The following is a 17,454-nucleotide window of genomic DNA, read 5'->3' on the forward strand; positions in this document are numbered from 1 at the left end:
CCGAGCCCGTGAGGGCTTGGTGGACACGCGAAGTCAGCGCGCATCAGCACGCTGCTGGATAGATGCTAACAGAAGGGAGGCCCGGATCACGCGCGCCTCGCGGCTGACGTGATCCGGGCCTCCTGTCCGGCGATCCGTGCGGAACGGACGCGGTACGCGACCGGCCGATCAGGCCTTGGCGTCCACCGTGTCGCCGTCGGCGGAGATGCCCATCTCCTCGAGCGAGCGGCCCTTGGTCTCCGGGATCTTGGCGATGACGAAGAACAGCGACAGCAGCGCGAACAGCGCGTAGATGCCGTAGGTGACCGTCAGGTTGAAGCCCGAGAGCACCGGGAACGAGATCGTCACGATGAAGTTCGCGATCCAGTTGGCGGCCGAGCCGATGCCGAGCGCCGTGGCGCGGATGCGGTTCGGGAACATCTCGCCGAGCAGGACCCACATGAGCGGACCCCACGTGGCGCCGAAGGACACCACGAAGAGGTTCGCGAAGATCAGCGCGATGACGCCCCACGAGCCGGGGAGGCTCGGGCTGCCGTCGACGATCGTCGCCTGCGAGAACGCGATGGCGACCATGGTGAGCGAGACGAACATGCCCGCGGAACCGGCGACGAGCAGCGGCTTGCGGCCGACCTTGTCGACCAGGAAGATCGCCACGAAGGTAACGGCGACGTTGACCACCGAGGTGATCGTGGAGATGAGGAACGAGTCCTCCTCCTTGAAGCCGACCGCCTGCCAGAGCGTCGTCGAGTAGTAGAAGATCACGTTGATGCCGACGAACTGCTGCAGCACGGCCAGGATGATGCCCACCCAGACGATCGGCTGGAGCCCGAAGCGGTTGCCCCGGATGGAGCCCTTCTTCTCGTTGGCTTCCTTCTTGATGCCGTCCTGGATCTCCTCCAGGCTCGTGTTCACGGTGTCGCGCGGGACGATCTTGCCCATCACCACGCGCGCATCGTCAGCACGGCCCTTGGTGAGCAGGTAGCGCGGGGACTCCGGCAGCGTGATCGCCAGGACGCCGTAGACGACCGAGGGGATCACCCCGACCAGGAACATCCAGCGCCAGGCGGCCAGGCCCCAGACCTCGGCCGAGGCGCTGCCCGCGGTGACGGCGAAGAGCTGGTCGGACAGGAGCGCGGCGAAGATACCGAGCGTGATCGCCAGCTGCTGGAACGAGGCCAGCCGCCCGCGGATCGCCTTCGGGGAGACCTCGGAGATGTACGCCGGCGCGATGACCGAAGCGGTACCGATGCCGAGACCGCCGACGAGACGCCAGATCACGAGGTCCCACGTCGCGAACGCGAACGCCGAACCGATCGACGAGACGAAGAACAGCACGGCGGCCCAGAACATGATCCGGGTGCGGCCGTAACGGTCGGCGAGGCGGCCTGCGAAGTAGGCGCCGAACGCGCAACCGATCAGGGCCGATGCGACCGCGAAGCCGCTGGCCGCGTCGGAGAGGTTGAACTCGCCCTTGATCGCGTCGACGGCGCCGTTGATGACGGACGAGTCGAAGCCGAACAGGAAGCCACCGACCGCCGCCGCGATGGCGAACAGGGTGACCTTCCCCTTGAACGCACGGTCTTCGCCGTGCCCGGTGGTCGTGGTGGACACGATGCTCCTGGGTTCTGCCGCCGTGCAGTTGTGCAGCACGGTGCCCCGGCGGTCGGCTGGTTCGCCGTCCGAGCGGCGTTGCGTGTTCCGGAGCGGCCCCGACTGTACTCCTCGCTCGGGATCTGGTCATAACCGGGGGCGTGATCGGGACGGCGCGGGGCTTGCGCGCCGACGCGGAACGACACTGTCGCCGTCGTACGACGTCGGTTCTGTCGTTTCCGTCCTCGGCACGTTCCTCCCCAAGCCTGGAGGCGCGACTCCCCCTCCACGGATCGCCCACGCCCGCCCCGGGGCCGGGTTCCACCGCCCAGGCTGGGGACATGCGATCGAACGCACGTCCCGTCCTGCTGTCCGTGGTGTGCGCGGCGGTGCTGAGCGTGACCGTGGTGTGCGCGGCGGTGCTGGGCGGGACGGCGGTGTTCGGTGCCGCGCCGTCGACGGGAGCCGGGGTGTCGGCGGGCGCCGGGGCGTCGGTGGGCACTACGACCGCTTCGGGCCGGGTCGAGGCTCGCTGGGTCTGGCCCACCGGATCGCGGATCGTCGAGCGCGCCTGGGAAGCACCGTCCTCGGACTACACCGCCGGCCACCGGGGCCTCGATGTCCCGGCCGCCCTCGGCAGCACTGCCTCGGCGGTGGACGACGGCACCGTGGCGTTCGCCGGCCCGGTCGGCGGCCGCACCGTCGTGACGATCGACCACGGCGACGGACTGGTCAGCACGCTCGACTCGGTGACGCCCCTGGTCGCCGCCGGGGACGAGGTCGTGCAGGGCGCGCCGGTCGGGCGCGTCTCGGTCGGGCACTGTCCGGCGTCGGCACCGTGCCTGCACCTCGGTGCTCGCGTCGACGGTCGCTACGTCGACCCGATGGCGTACCTGCCACCAGCCGAGTGGCCGGTGCTCCTGCCCGAGTCGGCCTGGCCCGGGTGAGTCGAACCGACCGGAAGCCGATCGAAAGCTGACCTGCAACCGACCGGGACGCACGTCGGCCCACCGTCAGGCGCGCGGGTGTGCCGTTCGGTAGACCTCGCGCAGCCGGGCCGACGACACGTGCGTGTAGATCTGCGTCGTCCCGAGGCTGGCGTGACCGAGGAGTTCCTGCACCGCGCGCAGGTCCGCTCCGCCGTCGAGCAGGTGCGTCGCCGCGGTGTGCCGGAAGGTGTGCGGCCCGCTCGGCCCCTCGCCCGGCAGGTCACCGAGCAACCGCGCCACCACGCGGTAGGCACTGCGGACGCCGAGTCGGGCACCACGGTCCCCGAGGAACAGCGCCGTGCCTGCCGGTCCCTCCGACCGTGCGACGAGGGCGGGCCGTCCGCGCTCGAGCCACGCCTCGAGTGCGTCCCGCGCCGGCACCCCGAACGGCACCACGCGTTCCTTCCCGCCCTTGCCGAGCACCCGCACGGTCAAGCGTCCGCGATCGACGTCGGTCACGTCGATCCCGACGAGTTCGCTGACCCGGATGGCCGCCGCGTACAGGAGCTCGACGAGGGCCAGGTCCCGCAGCGCCGCCGGGTCGTCCGTCGCCGCTCGGGCACCGAGCCCGTCGAGCAGGGCGCGCACCTGGTCGGCCGACACCACGCGGGGAAGGTGCGCCCCGCCCTTCGGTGCACGGAGCCGGACCCCGGCGTCGGTCGTCGTCACCCCGGTCTCGCTCGCCCACCGCGTGAACGCCCGCACGGACGAGGACCGCCGAGCGATCGTGGACCGGGCGAGCCCCCGGTGGTCGGCGTCCCACAGCCAATCACGCAGGAGGTCGAGCTCGACGTCGGCGACGCGGTCGACCCCTCGGGCGTCCGCGAAGGCCACGAGCTGCTCGAGGTCGTTGGCGTACGCGCGCAGGGTCTGCTCGCTGAGGCCCCGCGCGTGCCGGGCGTGCCCGAGGAAGGCGTCCACCGCCACCACCAGTCGACCGTCCGTCCGCGCAACCACGACGTCAGCGTACGGCTGTCGACCGTCATGCCCGGCCCCACCCGCCGCCGCTCGCGACGACGAGTCCCTGCAGCTGCGCCAGGGCGAGCGCGTCGGCGACGTCGGCCGTCGACATGCCCGCCCGACGGGCGATCTCGGCCTCGGGCAGCGCGCGACGACCGAGCGCGTCGAGCACCCGGAGCACCTCGGGGTCCTGCCGACCGGACAGGAGCGGTTCGTCCGGCACCGCTCCCCCGCTCGTCCCGGTCGCCGGCCTCGCCGCCGCGACCGGATCCCCTGGGTGCACGACGATCTGCGCCCGTCCCTGTGCGATGAGCCGGTGGCACCCGACCGATGCCGAGGACGCGAACGCTCCCGGTACCGCGAACACCGGCCGGCCGAGCTGCGCTGCGTGGTGGGCCGTGTTGAGCGCCCCGGACCGGGCGCCCGCTTCGACCACGACCGTGACGTCGGCCAGCGCGGCGATCAGCCGGTTCCGGGCCAGAAACGCCCCAATAGATGTGTGACGTTGACACTCGACGGGCCTGACCCGCGTACATCCCTCATGACAGTGCGATGTGCCCTCTACCTCCGACAGTCCGTTGACCACGCCGAGGGCATCGACCGCCAGGAGGCCCGCACCCGCGGCCTAGCTGACCAGCGGGGCTACTCGATCACCCGGGTCTACCGAGACAACGCCCAGAGCGCCAGCAAGGCCCGAGGAGTCAACAGCGCTTGGGGTCAGATGCTCCGGGACTTGGAGGCAGGGGCCTTCACTCACATCATCGCCGTGAACCTCGACCGCCTGACCCGCTCCCAGCGTGACCTCCTCACGTTGATCGACGCCGGGGCGAAGGTGATGACGGTTGACGGCGAAGTGGACCTCAGCACGCCGGACGGTGAGTTCCAGGCCACGATGTCCACGGGGTTCTCCCGCATGGAGGTCCGGCGCAAGAGCGAGCGCCAGAAGCGCGCCAACGAGTACCGAGTGTCGAAGGGCAAGCCGGTGCCGGGGCGTCGTCGCTACGGGTACCAGCAGGACAACATGACGCCAGTCCCCGAAGAGGCTGCCGTGGTCCAGTTCATATTCCAGCGCTTCGTGGAGGACCGCTCCGTCCGGGCCATCGCAACCGCTCTCAACGCTGAGGGCCGCTACCCGACCACGGGGACTGACAGGTGGACCACGCGACGCGTCCGGGACACGATCATGAACCGCTCATATATAGGGGAGGTCCGGCACCTGGGGACATGGACCCCTAGCGAGTACGTGGTGCCCCTCGTGGACGCCGACCTCTTCAAGCGGGCCAACGACATCCTGGCCGACCCCACGCGCAAGACCAGCCCTGGGGCCGAGGTCAGGCACCTTCTCAGCGGCCTCGTGCACTGCGGTGTCTGTGGGGCACGGTTCACCTACATGCGGGACTACCGGTGCCGCGCCAACGCTAGCCACCCCGTCATCAAGAAAGCGATCCTGGAGCCTCTGGTCCTCAACCAGGTGGTCGGTGCGCTCCTCATGGGTCCCGGCACGATCTTGGGTGCGATCGGTGACCAGGGGCATTCGGTAGCAGACCTGGACGCCGCTCTGACGGAGATTCGTACCCGTCGCGAAGGCATCATGCTCCTGGTCCGCGAAGGCCTCTCTACGCCCCAGGCAGAGCGCCCGACGCTGTCCCGCCTCGTGGAGGAGGAGAAGCGGCTTGCAGCGCGCCGGGACTCGATCCTCCAGACCTCCGTTGCCGCTGAGGTTCTGTCCGACTTGAAGTCCAGCATCTTCGACGGTCACACCGCCGACTTCGCGAAGGCTGCCGATGCTGCCCGCGCCATCGCTGAGCGAGTGCAGGCCCTACCTCTTCACCGTCACCGGGAGTTGGTGTCACTTCTTCTCGACATCGAAGTCCACTCCGGGCGATCCACTGACCGTGTGCACGTCAAGCACCGCGTCGTGACCAGCCTCAACTAGGTTTGGGCCATGTTCCCGTGGATGGATAACGTACGCACCCGACAGCGGCCGGGAGCGCCCTGGCTGGTTGAGCACTACTGCGAGAAGCACGGCTTCTTCGGCAACTCAGGCGTCGCCCCCGAGGCGCAGAGGCAGAAGCGGCTCCAGCACGAGCGGCTGACAGAGCACGTCATCGACAGCGAACTGTGGGCTGACATCTGGGGCGGCTCCCCACCCGATGCCTTCGCTGGGCCTGAATTCAAGGACTATACGGGTGACGCGGACCTCCTCCCAAGCGACGAGCGGGGCTGGAGCGACCGAGGCTGAGACCGAGAACAACGACGGCCCCGGACAAGGTAAGTGTCCGGGGCCGTCGTCGTCAGTCTAGAAGCCGAGTTTCTTCAACATCTCTGCCTCAACGCCGTCCATGAACTTGTCCACGGCTTCGTCCTCCGTCATCCCGTCCGGCACCGGGACATCGACTTCGAAGGAGAAGTCGTCCTTGCCCGCCATCAGTTCTTGTCTCGGTTCATCTGCTCAGCGAGAGCCTGCACAGCCTGAGCGAGGCTCTGCACCGCGTAGGCCAAGTTGGTGGACTTGATGTCTTCCGGCCCTCCTGCCGAGGACGCCGCCCAGTTCGCTGCCTGCTGTGCCTTCGCTGCCGCGTCGAGATAACCCATGACTTCTCCTTGTCCGCCTCAGCCTTTCGGGTTGACTGAGTGCTGGGCCACCCTACACACGAACGCCGAAATCACGTTCCCGATCTGAAGATGCGGAGCGGTCATGGAAAAAACCTTGACGCTCCCCGTCCGAACCTCCGGCTTGCAAACACACAAACACACAAACACACAGTACACAAACACACAAATACACTGAGAGTTCACCCCGTTTCCCTAATAACCCTCGACAAGCCCGACATTCTTCTGCAGGCTTGTCTCGGGTACAGAAACTGCCGACGGGGATTCCCTGAGGGCGGAGATGATCCCTAACCCGTGGTGCTTCGACTTACGCAGTCGTGCCTCCCCTTGGCGGAGCGGGTAGGGATACATTTCTGCCGTTGGGGCCGCAGGCACGGCAGGCCATGCATTCTTGCCAGGCTTATGTCCCGACCTGCGTACCGAGGAGCGAAAGGACCACGAGGATGAAACAGAACCTCATGCGAGAGCCAAGCGCGATCGCGCAGATGAAGCTCATCCACGTTCTGGCTCGGGAGTCGGACCACTGGATTCCACCTCGGGACTACAAGCGTCTTCAGCGCGGGACTGCAGCCGATCGCTCAGAGTTCATCACAACGTTGCAGTTCAAGCGCGACCTGCGGGAACTCCTCGCGGGCAAGCGGATGCAGGGCGACGCCACCAAGACGCAGATCCTCTACTGGATCGACGTCAGGGAGCGATGCAATACCCGCCCGACGATGGACGAGGTAAGTCAGAAATGGATGCTCTCCACTTCGGAGATGCAGGCTGCGATCTCCGAAGCAATGAAGGCCTTCAACGACTTGTGTGATCAACAGGGGCGGGACGTGAATGAGTGGCGACAGGCTCGTGGTCTCTACGATGACGAAGTCCGCCGCGAGGCGCATCGGCTTCAGGTCCAGAAGAAGAATCAACGCCAAGAAGAACGTCGCGGGGCCATCAAACTAGCAGAAAAGGCGGCCATCCTCGCTTGGAGGATCGAAGGGCCAGACGACCTGAAGGCGCAACAGCGTGCTTACAAGCACTGGGAAAGTAAGTGGGTACATCCCTATGATCGGCATAAGTAAAAGCAGCACCAGGGAGTCGGCATGACAACTGGTCGTCGTTGCCTGACCTGCAGCCACCCGAAGACCGTCGAGATCAACGAAGCGTTGATCTCAGGGCAGAAAGTGTCGGCGATCTCGCGCCGGTACGGCATACCCAGTGACGCACTCTTCCGACATGTCCGGAACCACCTCTCCACCGTGGTCGGATCCGCAGATCGGCTCGACTTTGCCACCGTGCTTCCAACGTTGACACGTCGCGTCCTTGACATCGCGGACGCGAACGCCAGCGCTAGGGAGGCGGCCCGAGCAAGCGGTCAGACAGCTCAGGCGGCTCGCCTCGGTGATGCAGAACTGCGGGCAATCACGGTACTGACACAGCGCCTCGGGATCGACGATGAAGACATCGCCGAACAACTGGAACTGCTGCCGCTACTTGCACGTGCGGTGGGGTCGACGGTGCAAGACCGGCCTGGCTTCGGCTACGCACTTGCGGAACGACTCCGTGTTTACGGGGCGCACGACCTCGCACACGAGATCGAAGAACACGCGGCTCGGTCCGCGAAGGACAAGGAGTTGAGTCCATGACAACAACGGAACCCCTGCGGGCTGGTGACACCGTGCACGTGCTCGCCGCGGCGACTATCTGCTTCGAGGGTGGCCTGTTCGGTCGAAGCGAAGTAGTAGGCCGTGGCGCGACGCTGGTCTTGACGAGCACGATGCTCGAACAGAACGAAGATCGGCGGACCGGTCGGAGCGTCTTCGATCTGGCCACCGACCCTGAGGAGCAGGAGCGCCGCTGGGGCAAGGTCCTCTACGCTCCCGGTCCCTGGCCGGACAACGAACCGACCTGGCGCTACGGGGACCAGGCGTGGGCTGAAGGTCGCGCGAACGCGATCGCAGCGGCATGGGACCTTCGAGACGAGCAAGCACGGACCGATGCACTTGCGGCAGCCCGCGCTACGTTCGGTCCCGCACTGACAAGCAAGACCACGACGGTGCTCCGGACAGGCTGAACCCAGACTTCCGCGGCCCTTCCTTCTCCTTGGAAGCCGCGGAACGTGAGTACGCGGGATGCGCCCTCCTGGCGTCGTGCTCACAGCAGGCTGCCCCTGACGAACTGTGTTGTCAGGGGCAGCTCTGTGTCTGCGTGCTCCCGCTTCGTGCTAGATGATCTGCGCGAAGCGATCAATCAAGAACTCGAACTGAGTCTCGCCCGTCTCATCTCGGGTCTCCACGAGTCGTCGCAGGTCGGCATCGTCAAGCGGTAGAACGTATCCTCGACCGTCCAACGCCGTGTCCCGGCAGCGGCGGATCACGTTGTCCTTGTCGTCCGCGAAGCCTCTGTAGCAGAGCAGGCCGACTTTCCCACGTTCCTCCGAGAAGCGCCCAGTGAGTTGATCGAACTCGGGGTTCGACAGTGGCCCCGTGTAGTTCTTGCACTCAACAACCACAAAACTCGATGGGACATGCTTGATTTCTCGTACCCAGTGGAAGAAGCCCGACTGAGCCTGGTTGACGTATCGGATGTCGATGCGCTTCCGGCCCTCGTGGATCTCGGACTCTCGCCGAGGCGAGGTCAAGGCCGGGAAGAACAAGGCGTTGAGCAGGTTCTGGATGGCCCAGTGGTAGTCGTCCGCCCCCTCTCGCCCAGGAGGGACTTCTTCGACGGATCGAAGTAGGCCCGGCCAGTCCGGCAGCGGAGTGTTGGTTGCTCGGGCAAGGTCCTCGTGCGAAGGCGGCTCGGTCTTTTTCTGGGCAGCCTTCCGGTACGACGCAAGGACTTCGGGGCTCTGCGCCGTGACCTCGGTGTTCCAGGGCTTCGCTGAGTCATCTCCCCGACGCTTCTCGCGATCTTGCCGGATCGACTTCTTCGTGACGTACAGGTCTCCTGGCTTACCTCGCTTCGAGGCTCGCTGCCTGACCAACGGCGAGTTCGGAGTGTCCAACTCTCGCCGCTGGAGGTACGGCAGCACGAAGTGCTGCAGGTACTCACCCGGGTCGAAGGTGTTGGTCTTGCGGACAACGGCCTTGGGGATGAGCAGGAGCTTTCCACTAGGCATGGGGAGGTCGACATGATCCGCGCGCCACTCATGACTATGGCGATCCCACATCTGCCCTGAGTCCACCCCTGGGATGAGTTCGATCTCGTAGCGTTGGCACATCTCCTGCGTGAACTCGATGAGTGGCCGGCGGACGATGTTGATCGTCATGTCAGAGAGGCGGTCGTGGCCGATATTTTCGATGAACAGGACGGACTCCTCAAGCTCATCCGCCAGGCCGTCAGCGATCGCGGGACTACTCGTGAACGCGTCGATGAGAGTTCGCGCAAGCCCGTCGCTGACACCGCTCCCCCGTGATCGCCCTCGCGACAGCCCTAAGTGCGCTTCGTTCGGCTCAGACAAACTGGAGAGCAGATACATGGCGTGGCCGTGGTCACCCGTTCGCACGGCGCGCGCTACCTGACTGTAGAAGTCCTGCAGTAGTGCAGTCGCCTCACGCGCCCAGTCGGTTTCCACGAAGCGGAAGGCATACGGATCGACAAATACCTTGGTGTCTGTCGCGAGGTCAACGTCTAGGAAGTCCAGCACCGGCTGAGTCACCCCAAGCCCGTAGTGCTCCGAAACTCTCATCGCTCTGCGCCCCGTGCGTTCATGAGGAGAACTTACGTGCCAGCGAGAAGCTGTTTCAGTAGTGACACACCGTCATACGAGTCTCTCAAACGATCGTCTTCGGACAGACCAAGGAAGACCCCCAGTGCCCCCCTGATGGCCGTCCGAAACCCGTGTACGCAATCTATGTAAACATAGGACCGTTTGCGTTACACTCGGGACATGACGAACCAGCGTGTCGGCTACGGCCGGGTTAGCACGACCGACCAGAACCCTGACGCCCAGTCCGACGCGCTTCTGAAGGCTCGGGCAGATGCGCTCTTCATCGATCGCTTCACAGGCACGAAGTCCTCCCGTCCGGAGTGGGATCGGGCGAAGGCACATCTACGCGCAGGAGACACGCTCGTGGTCACGCGCCTCGACCGGCTCGGGAGGTCGACGAAGGATCTGCTAGAGATCTCGGACTGGCTGCGGGTCCAAGGTGTCGACCTCGTGGTCACAGAACAGCCGATCGACACGACGACAGCAGAAGGCCGGTTGTTCTTCAGCATCGTGGCCGCAGTTGCCGAGTTCGAGCACGAACTGATCGTCGCGCGAACACGGGACGGCCTTGCCGCCGCTCGCGCCCGTGGGCGTAAGGGCGGCCGCAAGAAGAAGGTGTCCGGAGCCAACGCCGGCCACATGTTGCGCCGGTACGAGGACGGCGAGACCGTTACGAGCATCGCCGCTTCGTTCAACGTGACGCGGCCGACTGTCTACCGCGCGTTGGAGGGGGCACGAACAAGCCGAACTTCCCTCGAAGATGCCTGACCTACAGTCATGCTGGTGATCGGCGCAGCACGAAGGTGCGGACCCGCCCTGGTGCGCCGTAGCTTCAGGGGCAGATACCCAGAGGTCGTTCGCGCATGAGGCGCAGCGCGGCTGCGACTGCCCCTTCCGCCTCTCGGATGTGCCCTTGGCTGAAACGAACTTGCTGCGTTCCGTCCAGATTTGACGGAAGGACCACGCCCTCCTCCAGGACGATGATCGCACTTCCCCATCCGAGAGCGCCTTGCACAAAGCCAAGCTCGTGGACGACGTTCTGCCTTCCGTGCCATGACCCATCAGCCATCTCGTCCGACCGGGTGAACACGAGCACCCCGGCTGAGGAGGCCGCGATCATCCCGCGAACAACCTCGCTGATCGTTTGACCAACACGAGGCGAGCGCTCGAACGCCTCCACGTCGAACCCGTGATGGTCTCGCAAGGAGTCCCGCAAGTCCTTCCACTGAGCATCCCCTCCATGGCCAAGGAAGACCCGGAACGGGAGCGGTTCGATCGGTTGGAGCGGTTGCTGCCACGGCTCCGCGCTCGTCTGGAGCGCTTCTTCTATCTCCTCGATGGAGAGGGAGCTGGGTAGACGGTCGTCCGAAAAACTGGGCTCCAGGGCGATTGAGGTCGCCCAAGGCGTGAACTCGACCTTCAGCGACTGAACGTCCGACTCCCAGGCAGAAAACTCAACCGTGACCGACTCCACATCCGCTTCGGCGAGGACGTCGAACACCCGACGCTCATGGGCGCTCGTGCTCCCGCCAGTTCGAGTTCGCCCGCTCCGCGTGATGGAGGCGAGTCCAGTATCAACAAGGTAGGAGTGATCAGTGCTTGATCTGAACCGTTCCCACTTCGCGTCGTAGCCGTCCCACCAAAGCCGGTCCGCCTTCGTCTTCGCTTGGCTGAGCAGGATCGAGCCCTGCTTGATCCGTTCACCCGCATGCCTCGCCAGCACGTTGACGACCGCTTGAACAGTCTCAGCAGTAGGCCGCAGCCCAGCCAGTTGCGATGATTCCAAGATCACTCCTCTTCATTGACCAACGTAGACAAGGCGACCCCGGGAGCGATACTCGACACCCCGACGCATCTACTTGACATTCTGGGCGAGGAAACGCCACCGCGTCGGTCGCGTCCCCGGAGCCGACTCGGCGAGCAACGCCCCCTGCCGCGCCACGTTGTGGAGCAGCTGCGCATTCCCCACCGGGTAGAGCTGGTCGATGCCACCGGCCAGGACGGCGACCGTGGGCGTCCCGGCGGCGACGGCGACACGGTGCGCCACCGCGTCGATGCCGTAGGCACCCCCACTCACGATGAGGCATCCCGCGTCCGCCGCCGTCGAGGTGATCTCCGCCGCGGCCTCGGCACCGGCCACCGTGTTCGCCCGGGACCCCACGACCCCCAACGCCGGCATCCCGTCGCCGAGGCGTGCACCCGTGCTGCGCGTCCAGAGGACCACCGGGGCGTGCGGCCCGAGGTCGTCCATCGCGGGCGGCCACCCGTCGCTCTCGGGGACCAGCAGTCCGGCTCCGACCGCGCCGGCCGCCGCGAGCACGTCGCCCACCTCGACGGCGGCCAATCGGGGCCGCCACCGTTCCACCGCGGTCTGCAGCACGCCGAGCAGCACCGCTGGGTCCTCGGCACCCGGCACCTCGGCGTCGACGCAGCATCCCAGCAACGAATCGAAGTCTCCGTCGGCGGCGAGCAGCACCGCACCGAGCGCGCGCTCGGGGCCGAGGCCGTTGAGGAGCTCTCCGGCGACTGAGTCCCCCGGTTCGACGATGGCCGACCACGCGACCCGCGCCGCGGCCTGCACCGGGTCCACCGCGGCACCGCTCGGCCCGAGCAGGCGCGCCACCGTGTCGAGGAGCTCCGTGCCCGCCGGCATCACAGCGCGCTCCGCAGGGCCAAGGCGCCGCGGACGTGCGCACCCGTGGGCCGCTCCACCGCGTCGAGGTCGGCGAGCGTCCACGCCAGTCGCATCACACGGTCCCACCCGCGCATCGTCAGGGTCCCGAGGTCGAGTGCTCGGTCGAGGTCAGCCGTCGACCCGGGTTCGATGCGCCCCTCGGCTCGGAGCCACGTCCCGGTGACCTCGGCATTGCGCGTCCATCCTGTGCCGTGCAGTCGCTCCGCCATGCGGGCTCGTGCTGCCGCGACCGCCGCACGCGCGACCGCCGTCGTCGGGGTGCTGCCGTCCGCGTCCCGCATCCGACCCGTCGTCACCCGGGGCACCAGCACCCGGATGTCCATCCGGTCGAGCAGCGGCCCGGACATGCGGCCGAGGTACCGGCGGACGGTGCTCGGCGAGCACTCGCACGGCTGCCCGTGCGCACCACCGGCGTTGCCGCACGGACAGGGGTTCGCCGCCAGGACGACCTGGCAGCGTGCGGGGAACTCGGCCGCTCCCGCCGCACGGTGGATCGTGATCCGCCCAGACTCGAGCGGTTGCCGGAGCGCGTCGAGCACGGCCCGCGGGAACTCCGGTGCCTCGTCGAGGAACAGGATGCCCCCGGTGGCGCGCGACACGGCTCCGGGGCGCAGGACCCCGGATCCGCCGCCGATGAGCGAGACCGCCGACGCCGAGTGGTGCGGGGCTTCCCACGGTGGCTTCGTGCTCCACGACGCGGGGCCCAGCCCGGCGACGGACCGGACGGCGGCGACCTCGAGCGCGGTCTCGTCGTCGAGGTCGGGCAGCAACCCGGGCAGCCTCTCGGCGAGCATGGTCTTGCCCGCGCCCGGTGGCCCGAGCAGCAGTGCGTGGTGTCCCCCGGCCGCCGCGGCGATGAGCGCTCGGACGCCGACCGGGTTCCCCACGACGTCCGACAGCTCGGCCACGGGACGCGGCACGGCCGTGACCGGGACCGGCAGCACCGGGTCGACCTCGACCGTCGGCAGGAGCGCCCCGGCGTCGATCGCCGCCGCCCGCAACGAGTCCACGCCCCGGATCCGGACCCCGCCGACCACACGGGCCTCGGTCAGGTTGCCGACGGGCAGCACGACGCGGTCCACACCGGCGTCGCGCGCGGCGATCAACATCGGGATCACGCCGGGGACCGGACGCACTCGCCCGTCGAGGCCGAGCTCGCCGATGTAGACGATGCGCTCCGAGACGTCAGGCGCGAGACCGGCACCGGCGAGCACGGCCATCGCGATGGCGAGGTCGAACCCCGAACCGCGTTTCGGGATCGCCGCCGGGGTCAGGTTCACGGTGATCCGGCGGGCGGGCAGCGGGCACCCCGCGTTCGCCGCCGCGGATCGCACACGTTCCCGTGCCTCACCCAGCGAGGTGTCGGGCAGACCGATGATGCTGAACGCCGGGAGCTGACTGGTCAGGTGCGCTTCGACCTCGATCCGCCGACCGGTGACCCCGAGCAGCGCGACCGCGGCAGCGCGCCCGATGCCCGTCACAGGACACCAGCCAGGTGCTCGACGACCGTGCGGGGCCCGTCGACGTGGACCGCGACGACGTCCACCCGGACCGCGCGCGCCGAGACCTCGGGATGCGCGTCGAACCACTCGGGCACGAGTCGCCGCATCCGGGTGAGCTTCGCCGCCGTGATCGCCTCGAACGGGTGACCGGTGGCGGCACCGGAACGGGTCTTCACCTCGATGAAGGCGAGCGTGCAGGAATCCCACGCGACGATGTCGATCTCACCGCGCGCACATCGCCAGTTCCGCTCGAGCACGCGGAATCCCCGGGCTTCGAGCCAGGCCACCGCTCGCTCTTCACCGAATCGTCCGAGTCGGCCGTTCCGGAGCGACCGCCCCGGTGCTCGTTGCACGTCTTGTTCCATGTCGTTGCCTCCACGACAACGATCTCCGGAACGCACACATCGATCGGCGGACTCGGAGAGTCTGTGGAATCAGTGCGGACGAATTGCCCCTGTGGAGGAAAGAAGAAGGACCCGGGCGATCGAGATCACCCGGGTCCTGCTGCGACGAGCGTCAGTGCGCTGCTGCGTAGGCTTCCTGCACCTGCGTCGAGATGCGCCCGCGGGAGGAGACCTCGTACCCGTTCTCCTTGGCCCACTCGCGGATCTTGCCGAGTTCTTCGGAGTTGCCGCGCTTCGGGGCGGACTTCGGCGCGGAACCGCCGCCGGTGCGACGACCGGAGACCTTGCGCGCTGCGGCGATGTAGTCGGAGATCGCCTCGCGGAACTTGTCGACGTTGTCGTTCGACAGGTCGATCTCGTACGACGAGCCGTCGAACGCGAATTCGACCGTCCGGCCTTCACCGGTGGTGATGGGGGAATCGTCGAGGTCGTCGACGAGCTGGACGGTGACCTTCTGTGCCATGGGGTGCTCCTGTTCGTGGGGCGGTTATTTCCCCATCAGAATAGCGCGCACAATTCCCCGGCGGTCCGGATCAGCGGCGATTCACCGAGAAAGAAGCAGGAGAAAGGAAATTGACGATCACTCGTCGAGTGCGAGTTCCTTCGGCAGTTCGAGTTCGCGCGTCGTGAGTTCCTCGACATTCACGTCCTTGAACGTGAGTACCCGGACACCCTTCACGAACCGGTCGGAACGGTAGACGTCCCAGACCCAGACGTCGTTCATCGTCAGTTCGAAGTAGAAGTCGTGCTCCGTGTCACGGCGCACGAGTTCGACCTCGTTCGCCAAGTAGAAACGGCGCTCCGTCTCGACCACGTAGCGGAACTGCGACACCACGTCGCGGTACTCGCGGTACAGGGCCAGCTCGACCTCGCGGTCGTAGTCGTCGAATTCGTCCTCATCCATTGCGCCCACAGTCTACGGCGACGGAGGCCCGTGCGGACGACGGGCTCAACCGGCGAGGGCGTCGAGTTCGTCGAACCCGTCCAGCGCGACGCTCGAGGCCTGGTGCAGCCACGACTTCCGGTGCAGCGCGTGCGCCCCGATCGCCCGGATCGCGTCGTAGTGCGCCGTCGACCCGTAGCCCTTGTTCGACACCCACCCGTAGTGCGGAGCCTCGTCGTGCGCGGAGATCATGAGCGCGTCACGAGCGACCTTGGCCACCACCGACGCCGCGGCCACCGAGGCGCAGTCGCGGTCGGCCTTGACCCGGACGACGACCTCGAGCGGATCAGCGGCCGGACGGAGCGACGTGGGCAGGGCGCGGCTCAACCAGTCGAACGAGCCGTCGAGCACCACCACCGCGCCGTCGAGGGACACCCCGTCGGCGACCAGGGAGCCGAGCGCCTGCGCACCGGCTGCACCGAGAGCGGGCACGATGCCCTGCTGGTCGACGAAGTCCGCCGAGGCCATGCCGACCGCCGTGCGCGCCCAGCGCTGCACGACGGGCACGAGGTCGGTCCGGCGCGCCTCCGACAGCAGCTTCGAGTCCGCGAGCCCCTGGGGCACACGACCGATGTCGAGCGTCACCGCGGCCACACCGACGCCGACCGGACCGGCGATGGCTCCACGGCCGACCTCGTCCATGCCGATGACCGTCACGCGGCCCTCGGCGAGCAGACGTTTCTCGACCCGGAGCGACGGACGGACGGCGGTCACTCGTCGCGCTCCTCCACGCCGGCGAACACCTCGGGGTGGTCGTCGAGCCACGTCCAGCGGCTCGCCGGCCACGAGATGACGAACGCGCGACCCGTGACGTCGGACATCGGGACGAAGCCCCTCGACGGGGTGTCGCCGTTGTACCGGGAGTCCTTCGAGTCGTTCCGGTTGTCGCCCATCACCCAGATGGTGCCCTTCGGCACGGTGACCGAGAAGTCGGTCGCCGAGGCCGGGGCGCCGGCGGGGAGCTTCAGGTACGGCTCCTTGATCGGCACACCGTTCACCGACATCTGCCCGAGGTCGTTGCAGCAGGACACCTTGTCACCGGGCAGACCGATGACGCGCTTGATCAGGTGGTCGTCGCTGTCACCGGTGCCGAGACCGACCTGGGTCAGTGCCCAGTCGATGGCCTTCGCGGGCTGGGTGTCCGGCGTGACGCTCGGCACCTCGGACCCGGTGAGCCAACCGCCCGGGTCCTTGAAGACGACGACGTCTCCCCGCTTCAGTGCCACGGCGCCGGGGACGAGCTCGTTCACGATGACGCGGTCGTTGATCTGGAGCGTGTTCTCCATCGACGCCGACGGGATGTAGAACGACCGGATCAGGAACGTCTTCACCAGGAACGACACGAGCAGTGCCGCGATGAAGATGATGACGAGGTCGCGGAGGAATGTGAGGACACCGTTCCGTTGCTTCTCGGCACGTGGCCTGCGCCCGGAATCCTCTGTCGTGTCCGTCATTTCCGCTCTCGTTCGAACCACTGACTCCCCGCAAATGGGAAGAGCCCCCCGTCGATGCACAACCGTACATGGACGAGGGGCTCGCAGCGGCGTCCGGCTCGCGGACGTTCACTGTGAAGGCGATCAGGCGTCGCGCTTCTCCTTGATCTTGCGGCGGGCCGCCTTGCCGCGGAGCTCGCGCAGGTAGTAGAGCTTCGCACGACGGACGTCACCCTTGGTGACGATCTCGATGTGGTCGATGATCGGCGAGTGCACCGGGAACCAGCGCTCGACGCCGACCTGGAAGCTCACCTTGCGGACCTTGAAGGTCTCGCCGATGCCGTGGCCCTGCCGGCCGATGACGACTCCCTGGAAGACCTGGATACGCGAGCGCGTGCCTTCGATGATGTTGACGTGCACCTTGATGGTGTCGCCGGGACGGAAGTCCGGGACGTCGGTACGCAGCGATGCTGCGTCGACGTTGTCGAGGAGCTGGCTCATGGTGGGTTTCACTCTCTGCGGACGCGCACGGGTCGCCGCGGATCGAAGGTTCGGAAAGTGGTGGTGCGTGCCCGGTGTCGGCGACTCCCCCGTGGCAGAGTCCAGCCAGGGCACAGCGTTCAATACTGCC

At 67.0% G+C, this 17,454-nt stretch carries 22 protein-coding genes; 7 read left to right on the top strand and 15 right to left on the bottom strand.

Annotated features, from left to right (window positions below; all coding sequences use genetic code 11):
• Nucleotides 1–168: 168 nt before the first annotated feature.
• A complete protein-coding gene (locus DEJ04_RS10840) occupies nt 169–1,611 on the bottom strand; it encodes a sugar porter family MFS transporter (protein WP_258367097.1) in 1,443 nt (480 codons plus the stop codon).
• Nucleotides 1,612–1,931: 320 nt separating this feature from the next.
• Here DEJ04_RS10840 and DEJ04_RS10845 point away from each other — a divergent pair, with 320 nt between their 5' ends.
• Nucleotides 1,932–2,537, top strand: coding sequence for a murein hydrolase activator EnvC (locus DEJ04_RS10845; RefSeq protein ID WP_111047073.1), 606 nt, complete (start codon nt 1,932–1,934; stop codon nt 2,535–2,537).
• Between the two features lie 66 nt (nt 2,538–2,603).
• On the opposite strand, the gene DEJ04_RS10850 is transcribed toward DEJ04_RS10845, so the two are convergent.
• Nucleotides 2,604–3,536 (bottom strand): tyrosine recombinase XerC, encoded by a 933-nt coding sequence (locus DEJ04_RS10850; protein ID WP_111047074.1) that lies wholly within the window; start codon nt 3,534–3,536, stop codon nt 2,604–2,606.
• 25 nt (nt 3,537–3,561) lie between these two features.
• Nucleotides 3,562–4,125 (bottom strand): DNA-processing protein DprA, encoded by a 564-nt coding sequence (locus tag DEJ04_RS18615; RefSeq protein WP_258371357.1) that lies wholly within the window; start codon nt 4,123–4,125, stop codon nt 3,562–3,564.
• Here DEJ04_RS18615 and DEJ04_RS10860 point away from each other — a divergent pair.
• Complete coding sequence (locus DEJ04_RS10860; RefSeq protein ID WP_146248696.1) at nt 4,039–5,475, top strand: recombinase family protein; 1,437 nt, start codon at nt 4,039–4,041, stop codon at nt 5,473–5,475. The genes DEJ04_RS18615 and DEJ04_RS10860 overlap by 87 nt on opposite strands.
• Before the next feature lie 9 nt (nt 5,476–5,484).
• Nucleotides 5,485–5,781, top strand: coding sequence for a hypothetical protein (locus DEJ04_RS10865; protein ID WP_111047077.1), 297 nt, complete (start codon nt 5,485–5,487; stop codon nt 5,779–5,781).
• Nucleotides 5,782–5,838: 57 nt separating this feature from the next.
• On the opposite strand, the gene DEJ04_RS18705 is transcribed toward DEJ04_RS10865, so the two are convergent.
• Together DEJ04_RS18705 and DEJ04_RS18420 are read right to left on the bottom strand one after the other, a co-directional pair.
• The gene (locus DEJ04_RS18705) at nt 5,839–5,967 is read right to left on the bottom strand and encodes a hypothetical protein (RefSeq protein ID WP_258371358.1); all 129 of its coding nucleotides are present in this window, start codon (nt 5,965–5,967) and stop codon (nt 5,839–5,841) included.
• The gene (locus DEJ04_RS18420) at nt 5,967–6,134 is read right to left on the bottom strand and encodes a hypothetical protein (RefSeq protein WP_181437792.1); all 168 of its coding nucleotides are present in this window, start codon (nt 6,132–6,134) and stop codon (nt 5,967–5,969) included. Before DEJ04_RS18420 ends, DEJ04_RS18705 begins: the two co-directional genes overlap by 1 nt.
• A gap of 461 nt (nt 6,135–6,595) precedes the next feature.
• Here DEJ04_RS18420 and DEJ04_RS10870 point away from each other — a divergent pair, with 461 nt between their 5' ends.
• Genes DEJ04_RS10870 through DEJ04_RS18215 form a run of 3 tightly spaced genes read left to right on the top strand, consistent with a single transcriptional unit; the run spans nt 6,596 to nt 8,208 of the window.
• Nucleotides 6,596–7,216 (top strand): hypothetical protein, encoded by a 621-nt coding sequence (locus tag DEJ04_RS10870; protein ID WP_111047078.1) that lies wholly within the window; start codon nt 6,596–6,598, stop codon nt 7,214–7,216.
• Between the two features lie 21 nt (nt 7,217–7,237).
• On the top strand, nt 7,238–7,780 hold the full coding sequence (locus tag DEJ04_RS18210; RefSeq protein WP_146248697.1) for a hypothetical protein: 543 nt from the start codon (nt 7,238–7,240) through the stop codon (nt 7,778–7,780).
• Nucleotides 7,777–8,208, top strand: coding sequence for a hypothetical protein (locus DEJ04_RS18215; RefSeq protein ID WP_146248698.1), 432 nt, complete (start codon nt 7,777–7,779; stop codon nt 8,206–8,208). Before DEJ04_RS18210 ends, DEJ04_RS18215 begins: the two co-directional genes overlap by 4 nt.
• A 150-nt stretch (nt 8,209–8,358) precedes the next feature.
• Here DEJ04_RS18215 and DEJ04_RS10875 read toward each other — a convergent pair whose 3' ends face one another.
• Nucleotides 8,359–9,795, bottom strand: coding sequence for a hypothetical protein (locus tag DEJ04_RS10875; RefSeq protein ID WP_146248699.1), 1,437 nt, complete (start codon nt 9,793–9,795; stop codon nt 8,359–8,361).
• Between the two features lie 231 nt (nt 9,796–10,026).
• On the opposite strand from DEJ04_RS10875, the gene DEJ04_RS10880 reads away from it, so the two are divergent.
• Nucleotides 10,027–10,614 carry a recombinase family protein gene (locus DEJ04_RS10880; protein WP_111047080.1) on the top strand — a complete coding sequence of 196 codons (588 nt, stop codon included), beginning with the start codon at nt 10,027–10,029 and terminating at the stop codon, nt 10,612–10,614.
• A gap of 64 nt (nt 10,615–10,678) precedes the next feature.
• Here DEJ04_RS10880 and DEJ04_RS10885 read toward each other — a convergent pair whose 3' ends face one another.
• From DEJ04_RS10885 to rplS, 9 genes are all read right to left on the bottom strand, one after another.
• Entirely contained in the window at nt 10,679–11,632 is a 954-nt protein-coding gene (locus DEJ04_RS10885; protein ID WP_181437793.1) for a TIR domain-containing protein, read from the bottom strand.
• 69 nt (nt 11,633–11,701) lie between these two features.
• On the bottom strand, nt 11,702–12,499 hold the full coding sequence (locus tag DEJ04_RS10890; RefSeq protein WP_111047082.1) for a DNA-processing protein DprA: 798 nt from the start codon (nt 12,497–12,499) through the stop codon (nt 11,702–11,704).
• Complete coding sequence (locus tag DEJ04_RS10895) at nt 12,499–14,022, bottom strand: YifB family Mg chelatase-like AAA ATPase (RefSeq protein ID WP_111047083.1); 1,524 nt, start codon at nt 14,020–14,022, stop codon at nt 12,499–12,501. Before DEJ04_RS10895 ends, DEJ04_RS10890 begins: the two co-directional genes overlap by 1 nt.
• Nucleotides 14,019–14,396, bottom strand: a complete 378-nt coding sequence (locus DEJ04_RS10900) for a YraN family protein (protein ID WP_244993148.1) — start codon at nt 14,394–14,396, stop codon at nt 14,019–14,021. Before DEJ04_RS10900 ends, DEJ04_RS10895 begins: the two co-directional genes overlap by 4 nt.
• Before the next feature lie 163 nt (nt 14,397–14,559).
• Complete coding sequence (locus DEJ04_RS10905) at nt 14,560–14,910, bottom strand: Lsr2 family protein (RefSeq protein ID WP_017888250.1); 351 nt, start codon at nt 14,908–14,910, stop codon at nt 14,560–14,562.
• A 117-nt stretch (nt 14,911–15,027) separates the two neighbouring features.
• Nucleotides 15,028–15,351, bottom strand: coding sequence for a DUF2469 family protein (locus DEJ04_RS10910; protein ID WP_017888251.1), 324 nt, complete (start codon nt 15,349–15,351; stop codon nt 15,028–15,030).
• 45 nt (nt 15,352–15,396) lie between these two features.
• On the bottom strand, nt 15,397–16,104 hold the full coding sequence (locus DEJ04_RS10915; RefSeq protein ID WP_111047084.1) for a ribonuclease HII: 708 nt from the start codon (nt 16,102–16,104) through the stop codon (nt 15,397–15,399).
• The gene (gene lepB / locus DEJ04_RS10920) at nt 16,101–16,844 is read right to left on the bottom strand and encodes a signal peptidase I (protein WP_111047085.1); all 744 of its coding nucleotides are present in this window, start codon (nt 16,842–16,844) and stop codon (nt 16,101–16,103) included. Before lepB ends, DEJ04_RS10915 begins: the two co-directional genes overlap by 4 nt.
• A 123-nt stretch (nt 16,845–16,967) precedes the next feature.
• Nucleotides 16,968–17,324 (bottom strand): 50S ribosomal protein L19, encoded by a 357-nt coding sequence (gene rplS / locus DEJ04_RS10925; RefSeq protein ID WP_017888254.1) that lies wholly within the window; start codon nt 17,322–17,324, stop codon nt 16,968–16,970.
• Nucleotides 17,325–17,454 lie beyond the last annotated feature (130 nt).

Origin of the sequence: Curtobacterium sp. MCLR17_044 (assembly GCF_003234435.1) — a bacterium.
GTDB classification, from domain to species: Bacteria; Actinomycetota; Actinomycetes; order Actinomycetales; family Microbacteriaceae; genus Curtobacterium; species Curtobacterium flaccumfaciens.

What these genes read in the sequence shown, in the direction of transcription:
- DEJ04_RS10845 (WP_111047073.1), top strand. Translation starts at nt 1,932, where the DNA reads ATGCGATCGAACGCACGTCCCGTCCTGCTGTCCGTGGTGTGCGCGGCG.
- DEJ04_RS10865 (WP_111047077.1), top strand. Translation starts at nt 5,485, where the DNA reads ATGTTCCCGTGGATGGATAACGTACGCACCCGACAGCGGCCGGGAGCG.
- DEJ04_RS18705 (WP_258371358.1), bottom strand. Translation starts at nt 5,967, where the DNA reads ATGGCGGGCAAGGACGACTTCTCCTTCGAAGTCGATGTCCCGGTGCCG.
- DEJ04_RS18420 (WP_181437792.1), bottom strand. Translation starts at nt 6,134, where the DNA reads ATGGGTTATCTCGACGCGGCAGCGAAGGCACAGCAGGCAGCGAACTGG.
- DEJ04_RS10870 (WP_111047078.1), top strand. Translation starts at nt 6,596, where the DNA reads ATGAAACAGAACCTCATGCGAGAGCCAAGCGCGATCGCGCAGATGAAG.
- DEJ04_RS18210 (WP_146248697.1), top strand. Translation starts at nt 7,238, where the DNA reads ATGACAACTGGTCGTCGTTGCCTGACCTGCAGCCACCCGAAGACCGTC.
- DEJ04_RS18215 (WP_146248698.1), top strand. Translation starts at nt 7,777, where the DNA reads ATGACAACAACGGAACCCCTGCGGGCTGGTGACACCGTGCACGTGCTC.
- DEJ04_RS10880 (WP_111047080.1), top strand. Translation starts at nt 10,027, where the DNA reads ATGACGAACCAGCGTGTCGGCTACGGCCGGGTTAGCACGACCGACCAG.
- DEJ04_RS10890 (WP_111047082.1), bottom strand. Translation starts at nt 12,499, where the DNA reads ATGCCGGCGGGCACGGAGCTCCTCGACACGGTGGCGCGCCTGCTCGGG.
- DEJ04_RS10905 (WP_017888250.1), bottom strand. Translation starts at nt 14,910, where the DNA reads ATGGCACAGAAGGTCACCGTCCAGCTCGTCGACGACCTCGACGATTCC.
- DEJ04_RS10910 (WP_017888251.1), bottom strand. Translation starts at nt 15,351, where the DNA reads ATGGATGAGGACGAATTCGACGACTACGACCGCGAGGTCGAGCTGGCC.
- lepB (WP_111047085.1), bottom strand. Translation starts at nt 16,844, where the DNA reads ATGACGGACACGACAGAGGATTCCGGGCGCAGGCCACGTGCCGAGAAG.
- rplS (WP_017888254.1), bottom strand. Translation starts at nt 17,324, where the DNA reads ATGAGCCAGCTCCTCGACAACGTCGACGCAGCATCGCTGCGTACCGAC.